The sequence below is a fragment of the Mesorhizobium sp. M0870 genome (assembly GCF_040319775.1).
Lineage (GTDB): Bacteria > Pseudomonadota > Alphaproteobacteria > Rhizobiales > Rhizobiaceae > Mesorhizobium.
The window spans coordinates 1-14565 of the sequence record NZ_JAMYOI010000057.1 but is presented as its reverse complement, the minus strand read 5'-3'; the positions used below and the strand labels follow the sequence as shown (position 1 = coordinate 14565).

The following is a 14565-nucleotide window of genomic DNA, read 5'->3' as shown; positions in this document are numbered from 1 at the left end:
TGTGGGTGTGGCGGGTTGTTTTATTAACCTGGAGCGTTCCTGCCCGACCCGGCCGGGTGGGGTGGGGCCCCCCCGCCCCCTCCCGGGGGCGCGCTCGGCCCCGGCCGCTCGCCGACTTCTTAAAGCGTTTCTTCGCTGGGCTGGTTCAGGTGACCAGAAAAGACGATGCGGTAATCGACAGATGCGGAGAGAGGCTCGCGAAATGGATCTGGTTTGCGCCTCCGACGCCGTCGCTGTCGAAAGAAAGAGCTCCCGTCGAACTGTTGTAGATAATGTGATCGGAACTGTCATGCGCGGCTTTGCCGGCAAAGAAAGCGTCCGACGAGAGGCCCCCCTGATCGAGACCGGCAAAGATGGAATGATCGAGGTGGATTTTGTCCTGGGCTTTGTTGAAATCAGTGATCTTGTCGACGTTTCCAGCACCAAGGGCGGTACTGAACACGAAGGCATCTCTGCCCCCACGCCCGCTCAACGTATCGGCTCCGCCGCCGCCGTCGATCTTGTTGCTACCGGCATTGCCTTGAATGGTCTGTCCGAATTCGTTGCCGGTCAGATTGATGGCGGCCTTGCTGGATGCCTTGGTGGTTGCGAGTTGCTCGATATGCGAGCCAGCCGAAAGAGCGAAGCTCACCGAGGCAAGAACCTTATCGGCGCCGCTTCCTCTCTGCTCCACCACCTTGTCGTGGGCATTGTCGACGTAATAGGTGTCATTGCCGCCATAGCCGGTCATCTTGTCGGCGCCACCGCCACCATTGATCTTGTTGGCGCCGCCATTCCCATAGATGGCTTGACCGAATTCGTTGCCGGTCAGGTTGATGGACGCCCTGCCACCCGAACTGGCGGTGGAGAGCTGCTCGATATGTGAGCCCGCCGTAAGAGCGTAACTCACCGAGGCCACGACCTTGTCGACCCCGCCGCTTGGCGCTTCCATCACCTTGTCATGGGCATTGTTGACGAGATATTTGTCATTGCCCGTGGTCGCGTGAAAAACGTCTGCGCCGCGCGTGCCATGGAATATATGATCGCTGTCCGACGGGGCCGGCGCGGCGGGAGCAGGGGCGCCGGCGTCGCTTGGCGGCGTGGTCGGGGTATCGATCGGATCGCTTGCTGGAGGGGCGGCAGAGCCACCGGTGCTTTGGAGGTTGTGCTGCTGGAAGAAGGCCTGCAGTGCCGGCGAATTCTCCAGAGCTGTGTCTCCGTTCTGCGAGCCCCAGGCATAGGCATAATCGAAGGCAGGCGACGGAACCAGTGCTGCCCAATGATCTATCATCGTTTGCATCTGTTCCGTCGTTGGCATCTGATGCTTCCCGCCCGTGTCGGTCGTCCAGTTGCCACCGCCAAAAGTCTGGTAGACCGGAATGATCTTGTCGATCGGGATGCCGGACTTCACTGCCGCGCCCACGGCCCTGTCGATCATGTTGTAGTCGACCGTGCTCACGTCATCGCGCACCGGGTACGGGTCCAACCCGTAATAGTCGATGCCTGTATTGGCCGGATTATAGGTGTTGGAAAAATCCGGATTTGTAGGAGACCCCATATTCATCATGGTGACGAAGGTCTTGGCGCCCGGAAAATGGGAATGGATCCAATCCGATTCCGCTTTCAGGTTTTCGGCAGTTGCATATGTGCCCCACCTGCCGGTGGGATCTGGCTCGTCCATCAGGAAAAATCCGAACACCTTCGGGTTGTTCAGAAATGGTGTAACTTTTTCAATGAAGGAGGAGGTGACGCCGTCGTGCGCGCCGAGATAGACGAGGCCTTTCATGCCGTCCGGCAAAGCATTGACCTGCGAGAGATATTGAACATCGACCAGGTTGAACCCGGCGGTTGCGACTTCGGTGGCTGATCCACCGGACGCATAATGGAGTGTCATCCAATGATCCTTTGGTTGATTCGATTTATGCCCCGCGTCTGCTTAGGTGATTGCTACATTAGGATGAAATCAAATACGAAACACAGCGAGATAGAATGTTTGATTGATCTAAGTTGTTGCTCAGTAGCAGGTATTTTGCTCAGCCGACTGTGGCACCTTTGAAAGTGTTTGGGAGCAAGGACATACGCCTCTTTTGCCGGCTCCGTTCTGACCAGTTCCTTTAGCGAAAATCGTCATTTTTCGTGAAGTTATCCCCAGACAGGGAGACGTCGGCGGCCGCGTTTCGCCGGTTCATGCCACGAATCCGCTGCATTTTCCTCAAAGTCGACGTATGTAAGCAGAGCGTAATAAGGGGGGCGACGGATAGCGGCTGCTATGCGCATCAAGAAAGGTTTGAGCCATCACAACTTACGGAAGTAACGGCGCGGCAGTGTCGCGCGAACGACCGCTGGTCATGAAAACATCGGGGGCTGGTTCTCCCGAGCTACGTTCCGCCATTCTCGCCTGCATGCCTGGGCTGCTTGGCGTGGCGCTGTTCTCGGCAGTGATAAACATTCTCGCTCTGACCGGTTCGGTCTATATGTTGCAGATTTACGATCGCGTTCTGCCGTCGCAGAGCGTTCCCACCCTGGTGGGGTTCACGATCGGCATGCTGGGTCTGTATGCGGTCCATGGGCTTCTGGATTTCGTGCGGCTTCGCGTGTTGGTCCGCATCGGCAGCCGTCTCTATAGGAATTTGCAGCAAAAGGTGTTCTCCATCTCCCTGTCCCTGCCGCTCAAGGCAGGGCGTGATGCGGACCGTCTGCAGCCTTTGCACGATCTTGACCGACTGCGCGGCTTTCTCTCCGGAACGGGACCGACGGTCATCTTCGACGCCCCGTGGATCCCCTTTTATCTGCTGATCATTTATTTGCTCCATCCTTCGCTCGGCCTGCTGGCGACGGTCGGCGCGATCGCTGTGGTCCTCTTAACAGCGATCGCGGAAGTGTTTAGCCGAGGCCCCGCCGCGCGTGCCTCGGAGGAGCTGCTGTCGCAGCGGGCGCTTGCCGATTCCGGCCGGCGCAACGCCGAAGTCGTTCACGCAATGGGGCTGTCTGGTCGACTGGCTCGACGCTGGAGCGACGTCAGCCGAGCCTATCTCGCCCAGCAGGAACGTCTCTCTGACGTCGTTGGTGGCGCCAGTTCGCTGTCGAAGGCCCTGCGGATGGCGTTGCAGTCCTGTGTTCTCGGTCTCGGCGCTTACCTGGTGATCGGCGGCGAGGCTTCACCTGGGGTGATCATCGCATCTTCCATTTTGCTTGGCCGCGCCTTGGCCCCGGTGGATGCTGCGATCGCAAACTGGAGAGGCTTTCTGTCGGCCCGGCGCAGCTATTCCGAGCTGGCAGCGGTCATGGCGGCATTCGGCCGCCAGGACGAGCCAATGGAGTTGCCTCGGCCGCAGGCGCGGTTTGCGGTCGAGCAATTGACCATTGCGCCGCCCGGCTTGCCAAAGCCAACCGTGGTGAATGTGAGCTTCCATCTGTCGAGAGGCGCTGGGATGGCCGTAATCGGCCCAAGCGGTTCCGGCAAGACAACTTTGGTGCGTTCGTTGGTCGGAGTGTGGAAGCCGCTCCATGGCTCGGTGAGATTGGACGGCGCCTCTCTCGATCAATGGAACTCGGAACAGCTCGGCGCCCATATCGGCTACATGCCGCAGGATGTGGAGTTGTTTGACGGCACGGTAGCAGACAACATTTCGAGGTTCCGAGGCAAGACGGATCCAAAAGGCGTCCTTGCGGCGGCAAGAGCAGCCGGCGTCGAGAAAATGATAATGCAATTCCCTCAGGGATTTCAGACCCGCATAGGCGAGGGCGGAGCGGCCCTGTCGGCAGGGCAGAGGCAACTCGTGGGTCTCGCCCGAGCACTTTATGGCGAGCCGTTTCTTGTCGTGCTCGACGAACCGAACTCGAACCTCGACGTGGACGGAGACGCTGCCCTGGCCGGCGCCATACGGACAGTGCGTCAGCGCGGGGGCATCGTCATTGTCGTTGCGCATCGTCCTTCGGCACTCGCGAATATCGATCAGGTGCTGGTTATGTCGAATGGGACGGTTCATGCCTTTGGCTCGCGCGAGCAGGTCTTGGCGAACGTGCTCCGACCTTCACCGCCTGTTTCACCTCGGCCATCTTCTTTGGCGCCGATACCGGGTGTTGCCGGACATGCATGAAGCTCTGCTCGAAACATTCGTCGCTTTCTCATCGTATGCTCGGACCCTTCGTGGCAGCAAACGGGCTGCCGTGAGCGCGCCAGATCTGTCGGACGGTATACGGGCCAACCTGATATTCGGTTTGGTGATTACAGGTCTGCTGGTCCTTGGCGGCGGCCTGTGGCTGGGGTTGACCAACATCGCCGGCGCTGTGGTTGCACCGGCCACCGTGGTGGTGGAAACCAACGTCAAGAAGGTCCAGCATCAAACCGGAGGCACAGTGGGCGGGATCTTCGCGCAGGACGGAGATCATGTACGAGCCGGCGACGTGCTGGTCAGACTGGATGACACGCTGACTCGCGCGAACCTGCAAATCATCAGTGAGGATCTCGATCGCGCGACCGTCCGGCTCGCTCGGCTGGAGGCTGAGCGAACGGGCCTGGCGGAAATGCAACTGCCGGTCGGCCTGAAGGCGCGAATGAACCAGCCGGAGCTGGCTGCGCTCGTCAATGGCGAGCGCGCGCTCTTTGAAACGCGCGCTTCGGCTTTGGCTGGACAGAAGGCACAGTTGAGAAGCCAATCCCAGCAACTTGAACGTCAGATCGACGGCCTCAAAGCGCAACAGAGCGCGGTGGATGAATCGGTTGCTCTGCTGAATAAGGATTTCGCCGACGTTGATTCCCTCTACGCCAAAAAACTCGTCTCCAAGGAGAGGGTGAGCAACATCAGGCTGGATGCCACCCGGGCCAGGGGAGAATCGGGGCGCCTCGCTGCCGCAGTAGCTGAAGCGCAGGCGCGCATTAGCGAAACGGGGTTGCAGATGCTGCAGCTGGATGACCAAAGGCGCACTGACGTGACGACCGAACTCCGCGAGACGGAAGCCAAGCAGACCGAACTCAACGAACGGAGGATTGTGGCCCAGGATGAATTGACCAAGACAACGATCCGCGCGCCGCAGTCCGGAACAATACAGGAATCGGCTGTCCATACCGTCGGCGGCGTTATCGCGCCTGGCGAGATGCTCATGACCATCGTGCCTGATGCCGACGATCTTGTGGTGGACGCGCTGATCCCTCCGTCGCGGGTCGACGACGTCCGGCCAGGGCAGCCGGTATCGATCCGTTTTCCGGCGTTCGACGTGGGAACCACTCCGGTCTGCCAAGGGTCAGTGAAACACATCTCGGCAGATCTGATTAAAGATCCGCAACGTCAGCTTTCCTATTTCTCGGCGCGGATCAAGGTCGAAAGCAAATCGAATTGCCTGACCGAAGCGAAGGTGCTGAGGCCAGGTATGCCCGCCGAGGTTCATATCCGCACCGATGAACGCAATGTCTGGTCTTATCTGTTGAAACCCTTTGCGGATCAGATGTCCAAGGCGTTTACGCAGTGATGGCGAGGAGGCGAGGCGAGTAGGATATCGGGATTTCTGGCGGCCCGACGGCTTTTTGGGGGCGGGCGGCCGTCGAGCCTAACCGGCGGCGCGGGGATGAAGCGCCTCCGGCTGGAGGAAACATGCGCGTTATGTGCCGCTACCGCATCATTCGAATAGCGAGGCAGTTTGTCCGCTGTCGGTAGTTTTTTGCCCAATGAAATAAACGAACGCGAATGGCGGATGGCGGGCGAGCGGAACCGCAACATTACCCATCAAAGATCAATGTTGCTGTGGTGCGAATTGCGGGGGCGGCCAATCCCCGTGGGCGTCGTGCTGGCAGGAGCTTGCGCAGCCATCGAGCATCACTGGACGGTGGCCTGAGGCGAGTTTGCCAGCCGTGATCTTGCAAAGACTTTTCTATCCCCGTCCAAAATATGCCTGGTACCACTCGACGAACCGCCCCACCCCTTCGGTCACCGTCGTCGTCGGGCGGTAGCCGACCGCCTGCTCCAGCGCCGAGGTGTCGGCGAAGGTATCGGGCACGTCGCCGGGCTGCAGCGGCAAGAGTTCGACGATGGCTTTGCGGCCCAGCGCGTTTTCCAGCGCCTCGACATAGGCGGTCAGCTTCACCGGGTTGTTGTTGCCGATGTTGAAGATGCGCCAGGGGGCGCTGCTCGTGGCCGGATCGGGACGGCTGGAGTCCCAGGCGGCATTGCCCGTGGGCGGGCTGTCGCTGGCGCGGATCACGCCTTCGGCGATGTCATCGACATAGGTGAAGTCGCGCGTGTGGTTGCCGTTGTTGAACAGCTTGACCGGCTCGCCGGCCAGGATGTTCCTGGTGAACAGGAACAGCGCCATGTCCGGGCGACCCCAGGGACCATAGACGGTGAAGAAGCGAAGCCCGGTCGTCGGCAATCGGAACAGATGGCTGTAGCTGTGCGCCATCAGTTCGTTGGCGCGCTTGGTCGCGGCGTAGAACTGCAGCGGATGGTCGGCCGGACGATGTTCGGAAAACGGCATGTCGGTGTTGGCGCCGTAGACACTCGACGTGCTGGCATAGGTCAGGTGCGCGACGGCGCTGTTGCGGCAGGCCTCCAGCATGTTGGTGTAGGCGATGATGTTGCTTTCGACATAGGCATGCGGGTTTTCCAGGCTGTAGCGAACCCCTGCCTGGGCGGCGAGATGGATCACCCGGTCGAATGCATGGTCGGCAAAGCAGGCGTCGACCACGCTCTTGTCGGCGAGATTGCCGCGGATGAAATGATAGCCGGCATTGGTCTTGCGGCTCGCCTCGTCCAGGAGCCGCAGCCTCGCCTCCTTGATCTGCGGATCGTAGTAGTCGTTGACGTTGTCGATGCCGACGACCTCGTCACCGCGCTCCAGCAGCCGCTTGGCTACGTGATACCCTATGAAGCCGGCCGCGCCGGTGACCAGAACCCTCATCAGAAGCGCCCATCCGTAACATGCCTGGGGAACAGACCCTTGATGTCGTAGATGACGCCCGGGGTCTTGGAGGACATTAGCTGATCTGGTCGCGCGGAGTTGCCCTCGCCGTGAGGTGAAGGCAAACCGGTGATAGGAGGCTCAACCAAGATCGATATTCGCACTTACAAACCTTCGGCCTCTTCGTCGTCGAGCATCTGTCACCTCAGCGCACCCTTGCCAGCGCGTGTGGGACGCCGGCTTTGTACCCAACCGAATACAGGCACGGGAGTTCCATTCCTGCACGGAATGGGGTGGGAGAGCCGCACTTCATTGCTGGCGATGCTGAATAGGCGCCATGAACCAGCTTCGCTGATACTGGCGCTCACCGGTGTGCCCTTCAGCTCCTCAAACCGGGATCCCGTTCGGGAAAAACGAGACTGGCCAATGGACGCCCGATCGTCTCGCTGCTCCAAACGTCCGCTCCTGGCTCTTGGAGCTGTAAGGGGCGCCATGTCGGCTGGATTACCGCCCCCAGACGACGGCATTCTCGTGCCGTTTGATGATGTGCTTCAGATTCTCGAAGGCGGTCGTGACGTGGCCCGCGAAGCGCTCTGCCGCGGGCGAGCGCGGTCCGCTGACCCGGCGCAGGATACCAAGCGAGCGGCTGGGCTGCGGAATTTCATAGGGCAGCACCGTCACCCGGTTTTCCTTGCGCTGCGCGAAGACCACGGAGAATGGCAGCACCGCCAGCGCATCGGTTTCGGCAAGGAAGTTGATCACGCTCATCAGCGAGCCTCCCGAATAGCGGACGTTGAGGTCCGACATGCCGATGCTCATCAGGATCATCTGCAGGTCCGACATCAGCGGAGAGCCGGGTAGGGGGGCTACCCAGGGAAAGCTGGTCAGGTCATGCGCCCTGAGGCGGCGATTTCGCAGCAGGGGATGGTCGGGCCGGCAAGCCACGACGTTGCGTCCGGGCAGGATTTCGGTGAATTCGAAGCCGGGTCCCAGGTCGAGCACGCCGATCGGCACGATCCCGAGATCGATCTGGTTGCTCTCCAGCGCCGCGACCATCTCGGGCAGGTTCATATAGCTTTGCTGAACGGTGACTTCGGGTTCGAGCTTCTGGAATTCTCCGATCATCCGGCTGATCATCGCATCCATGAAGAAGGGCACGCCGCCGACACGGACGACGCCCTTCGTGCCTTTCATGAAGCCCTGGACCGCATCCGACGCCTTGCGCGACGCGGTGATGATCGTGCGGCCCTGCGCCGCCAACTGGAAGCCGAGCGGTGTCGCCTGCAGCGGCCGGCGACCCTTGAGGAAAAGCGGCTCGCCCACCCGCGCCTCCAGCATGGCCAGCGATCGACTGACCGCCGGCTGGGTCAGGCCCAGCATAGCGGCTCCTTCCGACACGCCGCCGGCATCCAGCACCGCGGCGAGCTGCATGAGGTGGCGCTCGTTCAGCTTCATAGCAAAACGCTATACAAGGGACGCCACATCTCATCAAGCATCGCGTCGGGCCGTGCTATCCCGCTTGGCAAGGGGAAGGGAGGCCCCGGCGGAATGCACGGCCAGCACGACCCGAAGCGAGATGAATTCCCCAAGGCGATCTCGACGCAGGCCGAGGAATTCTCACGGCGCCTGACGGCAATGGGCCAGTCCCGCCTGGCGGCGGCGGCGCAGGCAGCCGTCGACGGTTTGCACGCGCTGATCGTCGAGCTGCGACCCTCGGGCGAGGAGTTCCGTCAGGCGATCGATTTTCTGACCGAGGTTGGCCACTACGCCGATGCGCGGCGCCAGGAATGGGTGCTGTTCGCCGACGTCCTGGGCGTGTCTTCGCTGATCGAGGATCAGAACAGCCCGCGCCCTGTTGGGGCGACCCCAAACACCCTGGCCGGCCCCTTCTACCGGGGCGACGTGCCGGAGATGCCGCTCGGCGCGAACATCTCGCGCGATCACAAGGGCGAGCCGCTGGAGGTTGCGGGCCGGATCGTCGCGCTCGACGGCGACGCGATCGGCGATGCGATGGTCGAGATCTGGCAGGCCAATGCCGAGGGTCTCTACGAGAACCAGGAACCCGACAGGCAGCCGGAATTCAATTTGCGTGGACGGTTCCGCACCGATCCGCAGGGACGCTTCGTCTTCGTGACGGTGAAGCCGAAGGGCTACACGCTGCCATCGGACGGACCGGTCGGTCAATTGATGTCAGCGCTTGGCCTTGGCCTCGAGCGGCCGGCCCATATCCATTTTCGCGTCTCGGCGGAGGGCTTCGAGACGCTGACGACCCACATCTTCGACCGGTCGGACCCTGCGATCGGCCGGGATGCCATCTTCGGGGTCAAACCCGAACTCATGGCCGAGTTCCGCGCGCTGCCGCCCAACGGAGGAAAACGGAAGCACGCGCTCGACCTCAACCTCGTGCTCTGTCCACAGCGGCGGGGCGAAACCGAAACCTCTGGGAGGAGATGACCGATGGCACGTGTCAGCGGCTACCACCATTTGACGCTCTCGACCGACAGCGCTCAGGAAGATTTTGATTTCTATACCAAGGCACTGGGCCTGCATTCGGTGAAGCGCACCGTCTTGTTCGACGGCGTCATCCCTGTCTATCACCTCTATTACGGCTCGCCCAACGGCGATGCCTCGACGATCATCACCACCTTCCCGTTCCGCAAGCCAGGCGTCTATGGCCGCCGCGGGTCCAACCAGTCGCGCACCATCATGCAGTCGATTCCCAAGGGGGCCGCGGATTTCTGGGTCGACCGGTTGAACGCGCGCGGCATCGAGGCCATCAAGATCACTCGTTTTGGCGCCGACCGTGCGGCTTTCGCACATCCCTGCGGCATTCCGCACGAGCTGGTGGAAAGCGACAGGGATACGCGCGCGCCGATCACCAACGAGGCGCAGGGCATCGGCAAGGCGCACGGCATCAAGGGAATATACGGCGCCGTGGTGGCGGTGATGGACCGCACTGCGATGGACGACTTCCTGACCATCGCGTTGCCGCTGGAGAAAGAGGCTGACGACCATGAGGGACTGGTGTTCCGCGTGCCCGACGCGACCGGCGTCGCTCAGCGCGTGGAGGTCATTGTCGACCGCGACAGCCCGCAGGGCACCTGGACGCTGGCGGGCGGTACGATCCACCACCTCGCCCTCAACACCGGCGACGAAGAGAACCAGCTGAAACTGCGCGCTCATATCGAGGGTCTCGGCTTCACGGATATATCGGAGCAGAAGGACCGCAACTACTTCAAGTCCTGCTATGTCCGCTCGCCCGGCGGCGCGCTGTTCGAAATTGCCTGGACCACGCCGGAAGGCTGGGCCAAGGACGAGCCTCCGGGCCAGATCGGCAAGACGCTGGTCTTCCCGCCGTGGTTCAAAGATCGTGAGAGCGAATTGCAGGTCGGCCTGGAAGAGGCGGACTTCACGTGAGTTCAGGCAGCGGTCCGCTCCGGCTTGGGCCAAGAGGCCCGGAGGCGAAGGCGATCTGCGTCTTCGTCCACGGCCGTGGCCAATCGCCCGAAGAGATGCAGTCCCATGTGCTGTCGCGGCTTTCCGCAACCGCCGTGGCCTTTATCCTGCCGCGTGCACCACACGGCATGTGGTGGGAGGCGCGTGCCGTCGACCCGTTGACGCCGGTCGCCCGGGCGCAGCTTTCCGACGCGCTCGACCACCTTGCGGCCGCAATGGTCGCGGCGCGGGCCGAACTGCCCGGACTGCCGCTTCTTCTCGCGGGCTTCTCGCAAGGGGCGTGTCTGTCGATCGAATACCTCTGCGCGGGGCTGCCGCCGCCGGATGCTTTGGCGGCCTTCACGGGCTGCCGTGTCGGCGTTCCGGCGGACGAAAGATCCGAGGCCGCGCCGGCCGGAATGCCGATCTATCTTTCCGGCGGCGATGCCGATCCCTGGATACCAGTCTCGGCGTTTGCCGATGCCGCGCAGTCGCTGGGCCGCATTGGCGCGAGCCTGCGGGCCGATCTCTTCCCGGGACGGGGCCATGAGGTCTCGGACGCCGAGATCGTCATGCTGGGCACGATCCTCGACGACCTCGCGGCCGGGCGCGGCCCGCGCATGGAGGCGGCGCGATGATGGACAGCTTCACCTTTCCGGGCCTGACGACACGGGTGGTCTTCGGTGCCGGCACCATAGCTCGCGTCGAAGAGGAAGTCCGGCGGCTCGGCCATGACAAGGTGATGGTGCTTTCGACACCGCATCAGATGGGCGATGCGGAAAGACTGGCCGTAAGCCTTGGTGGCCTCGCCGCCGGGATCTTTGCCGGCGCGGTCATGCATACCCCTGTCGAGGTCACGGAAAAGGCCGTCGGTGCCTTCCGCGGCAGCGGCGCTTCGGCGGTCGTCAGCCTCGGCGGCGGCTCGACCACCGGGCTCGGCAAGGCCATTGCCGTGCGCACGGGCGCCGACCAGGTGGTCATTCCCACCACCTATGCCGGCTCGGAAATGACCGACATCCTCGGCGAGACGGCGGCCGGCGAGAAGACTACCCGCCGCTCGCCGGACATTCGCCCCGAGACGGTGATCTACGACGTCGATCTGACACTGAGCCTGCCGGTAAGTCTCACCGTCACCTCGGCGATGAACGCGATCGCTCATGCGATGGAGGCCTTGTATGCCCCCGATCGCAACCCGGTGATCGTGCTCATGTGCAGGGATGCCATGATTGCCTTCAAGGACGGCATTCCAAGGCTGATCCGCGACCCGCAGGATCGCGCGGCGCGGACGCAGGCGCTCTATGCGGCCTGGTGCTGCTCGACCGCGCTCGGCTATGTCTCGATGGCGCTGCATCACAAGCTGGCGCATGTCTTCGGCGGCTCGTTCGATACGCCGCATGCCGAGACCCACGCCATCCTGCTGCCGTACACGACCGCCTTCAACGAAACGGCGGTGCCTGATCTGTTGCGTCCGATCACTAGGGCATTCGGTGGTGGCTCGGCGGGCGGCGGGCTCTGGGATTTCGCACAGTCGGTCGGCTCCCCGCTGAGCCTGAAGGCGATCGGCATCGAGGAGGCCGATCTCGACCGCGCGGCGGCGATCGCGGTCAAGAATGCCTATGCGAATCCGAGGCCAATCGATCCAGGATCGATAAGGGAACTCCTTCAGGCGGCGTGGGAGGGACGCCGTCCGGGGGCTTGAGAATAAAACAAGAGGGAGGAACTACACATGATCACAAGACGTAGCCTACTGAAAGCCTCGGCGGCGACAGGCCTGGCGCTGGCCGGTTCGCGCCTGGCGACGCCGGCCATCGCGCAAGGCGCCAAGATCCGCCTGGGCTATGTTTCGCCGCAGACCGGGCCGCTTGCCGGCTTCGCGGAGAGCGATGCCTACAACATCAAGGCCTTCCTCGCTTCCGAGGCAGGCAAGAACTTCGAGGTCATCGTCAAGGACAGCCAGTCGAACCCCAATCGCGCGGCCGAGGTGGCGAAGAGCCTGATCGTCGATGACGAGATCAACCTGATGCTCGTCGGCTCGACGCCCGAGAACACCAACCCAGTGGCCACCACCTGCGAGGCGGAGGGCGTGCCGGTCATCTCGACGATGGCGCCGTGGCAGCCCTGGTTCATCGGCCAGCAGGGCAGTCCGGCCGATCCGGCCTCGTGGAAGCCTTTCAACTTCGGCTATCATTATTTCTGGGGTCTCGAAGACATCATCGCCGTCTACACCGGCATGTGGAAGCAGCTTTCCACCAACGGCAAGGTGGGCGGGCTGTTCCCCAACGATGCCGACGGCAATGCCTGGGGCGACCCGAAGAATGGGTTGAAGCCCGGCCTCGACGCCGCCGGCTTCAGCCTTGCCGATCCTGGCCGCTATCAGAACCTTTCGGACGATTTCACCGCGCAGGTCAACGCCTTCAAAGCCGCCAATGCCGAGATCGTTACCGGGGTGGTCATTCCGCCCGACTTCACCACCTTCTGGAACCAGGCCCGCCAGCAGGGCTTCAAGCCCAAGGCGGTGACGGTGGCCAAGGCGATCCTTTTCCCGCAATCGGTCGAGACGCTCGGCGACGCCGGCCACAACCTCTCGTCCGAGGTCTGGTGGTCGGCCTCGCATCCGTTCAAATCGTCGCTGACGGGCGAGAGTTCGGCCGAACTCGCTGCGGATTTCACCGCCAAGACCGGCCGTCCCTGGACCCAGCCGATCGGTTTTGTCCATTCGCTGTTCGAGGTGGCGGCCAATGTCATGGGCCGCGTGTCGGATCCAACCAATGCCGAGGCGATCGCGGCGGCGATAGCGGCCACCGACATGACGACGGTAGTGGGCAAGGTGGCCTGGAGCGGTGCGGGATTGCCACCTTTCGCCGCGAAGAACGTCTGCAAGACGCCGCTCGTTGGCGGGCAGTGGCGCAAGAAGGCCGGTGGCGGCTTCGATCTGGTGATCGTCGAAAACGCCGGCGCCTCCCAGATACCCACCGCCGGCAAGATGGAAGCCCTGGCCTGACGCTGCCGAGGGCGGCTGATACCGCCGCCCTCGTTCGGCGCGACCCAAGGATGACAGTGATGATACTCAGGCTGGAAAACGTTTCGAAGTCCTTCGGCGCCTTGAAGGTTGCGGATTCCGTGACCGTCAGCGTGCCGCGCGGCGAAGCGCTGGGCATTATCGGCCCGAACGGCGCCGGAAAATCGACGCTCTTCAACCTGATCACCGGCAACTTGTTTGCAAATGAGGGTCGCATCGAATTGCTCGGCCGCGACGTGACCCGTGCTCCGGCGATGGAGCGGGTGCGCATGGGCGTTGGCCGCAGCTTCCAGATTCCGCAGCCTTTCGAGGGGCTGACCGTGTTCGAAAATCTCTTGACCGCTGCCGCCTTCGGCCGCGGCGCACGCGAGGCCGAGATGGTCGACGATTGCGCTGGTATCCTCGAGGAGACGGAGCTTCTCAGGAAGGCCAATTTCGTGGCCGGCTCGCTGAGCCTTCTCGACCGCAAGCGCCTCGAACTCGCCCGCGCCCTGGCGACAGGCCCTGAGCTTCTGCTCCTGGACGAGATCGCCGGCGGTCTGACGGAGGGCGAATGCAAGGCCCTGGTCGCGACGATCAAGGCGATCCACGCCAGGGGCACGACAATCATCTGGATCGAGCATGTGCTGCACGCCCTGAATTCGGTGGTCGAGCGGCTTCTCGTGCTGGATTTTGGGCGTGTGATCGGGATCGGTGCGCCTGATGAGATCATGGCCTCGAAGGCGGTTCGCGAAATCTATCTGGGGCTCGAGGTCTGATGCTGGAAACGCGCGGCCTCACCGCGAATTACGGCCAGTTCCGGGCGCTGTTCGGTGTGGATATCAGCGTGGCCGCGGGCGAATGCGTGGCGATCATCGGCGCCAATGGCGCCGGAAAATCCACGCTGATGCGCTCGATCACGGGCGTGATCGGCAACGAGCCCGGCATGGTGCTGCACAGGGGCGAGCCGATTGGCGCGCTGTCTTCGGCCGAGATCATGAAGCGCGGCATTGCCATGGTGCCGGAGGGGCGCCGACTGTTCCCTTCGCTGACCGTCGAGGAAAACCTGCTGGTCGGCGGGCAAGCGCGCAAGGTGCCGGGGCCGTGGAACCTCGACGCCGTCTATGACCTTTTCCCGATCCTGCGCGAGCGGCGCAAGAGCCCCAGCACCGCGCTCTCGGGCGGCCAGCAGCAGATGGTGGCGATCGGCCGGGCGCTGATGTCGAACCCCCAATTGCTGCTCTGCGACGAGATCAGCC

At 62.6% G+C, this 14565-nt stretch carries 12 protein-coding genes; 9 read left to right on the top strand and 3 right to left on the bottom strand.

Annotated elements, in window-relative coordinates; genetic code table 11:
- Nucleotides 1–145: 145 nt before the first annotated feature.
- Entirely contained in the window at nt 146–1873 is a 1728-nt protein-coding gene (locus NKH97_RS32660) for a calcium-binding protein (RefSeq protein WP_023808940.1), read from the bottom strand.
- A 454-nt stretch (nt 1874–2327) separates the two neighbouring features.
- Between NKH97_RS32660 and NKH97_RS32655 the strand changes: the two genes are divergently transcribed.
- A complete protein-coding gene (locus NKH97_RS32655) occupies nt 2328–4079 on the top strand; it encodes a type I secretion system permease/ATPase (protein ID WP_031212338.1) in 1752 nt (583 codons plus the stop codon).
- Nucleotides 4072–5448 (top strand): HlyD family type I secretion periplasmic adaptor subunit, encoded by a 1377-nt coding sequence (locus NKH97_RS32650; protein ID WP_023808938.1) that lies wholly within the window; start codon nt 4072–4074, stop codon nt 5446–5448. Before NKH97_RS32655 ends, NKH97_RS32650 begins: the two co-directional genes overlap by 8 nt.
- Before the next feature lie 399 nt (nt 5449–5847).
- On the opposite strand, the gene NKH97_RS32645 is transcribed toward NKH97_RS32650, so the two are convergent.
- Together NKH97_RS32645 and NKH97_RS32640 are read right to left on the bottom strand one after the other, a co-directional pair.
- Nucleotides 5848–6873: an NAD-dependent epimerase gene (locus tag NKH97_RS32645; RefSeq protein WP_352799863.1), complete on the bottom strand. Its 1026-nt coding sequence runs from the start codon at nt 6871–6873 to the stop codon at nt 5848–5850.
- 504 nt (nt 6874–7377) lie between these two features.
- Nucleotides 7378–8328 carry a LysR family transcriptional regulator gene (locus tag NKH97_RS32640; protein ID WP_023808937.1) on the bottom strand — a complete coding sequence of 317 codons (951 nt, stop codon included), beginning with the start codon at nt 8326–8328 and terminating at the stop codon, nt 7378–7380.
- Between the two features lie 93 nt (nt 8329–8421).
- On the opposite strand from NKH97_RS32640, the gene NKH97_RS32635 reads away from it, so the two are divergent.
- The 7 genes from NKH97_RS32635 to NKH97_RS32605 form a co-directional block, all read left to right on the top strand.
- Complete coding sequence (locus NKH97_RS32635) at nt 8422–9327, top strand: dioxygenase family protein (protein WP_352799861.1); 906 nt, start codon at nt 8422–8424, stop codon at nt 9325–9327.
- Between the two features lie 3 nt (nt 9328–9330).
- Nucleotides 9331–10290: a VOC family protein gene (locus NKH97_RS32630; protein ID WP_023808935.1), complete on the top strand. Its 960-nt coding sequence runs from the start codon at nt 9331–9333 to the stop codon at nt 10288–10290.
- A complete protein-coding gene (locus NKH97_RS32625) occupies nt 10287–10946 on the top strand; it encodes an alpha/beta hydrolase (RefSeq protein WP_023808934.1) in 660 nt (219 codons plus the stop codon). The genes NKH97_RS32630 and NKH97_RS32625 overlap by 4 nt, the downstream gene beginning before the upstream one ends.
- On the top strand, nt 10943–12007 hold the full coding sequence (locus tag NKH97_RS32620) for a maleylacetate reductase (protein ID WP_023808933.1): 1065 nt from the start codon (nt 10943–10945) through the stop codon (nt 12005–12007). The genes NKH97_RS32625 and NKH97_RS32620 overlap by 4 nt, the downstream gene beginning before the upstream one ends.
- 27 nt (nt 12008–12034) lie before the next feature.
- Nucleotides 12035–13309 carry an ABC transporter substrate-binding protein gene (locus tag NKH97_RS32615; RefSeq protein WP_023808932.1) on the top strand — a complete coding sequence of 425 codons (1275 nt, stop codon included), beginning with the start codon at nt 12035–12037 and terminating at the stop codon, nt 13307–13309.
- Between the two features lie 59 nt (nt 13310–13368).
- Nucleotides 13369–14085 carry an ABC transporter ATP-binding protein gene (locus tag NKH97_RS32610; protein WP_032908626.1) on the top strand — a complete coding sequence of 239 codons (717 nt, stop codon included), beginning with the start codon at nt 13369–13371 and terminating at the stop codon, nt 14083–14085.
- The coding region (locus tag NKH97_RS32605; protein ID WP_352799858.1) for an ABC transporter ATP-binding protein at nt 14085–14565 on the top strand (481 nt) is incomplete at its 3' end. The genes NKH97_RS32610 and NKH97_RS32605, both read left to right, overlap by 1 nt.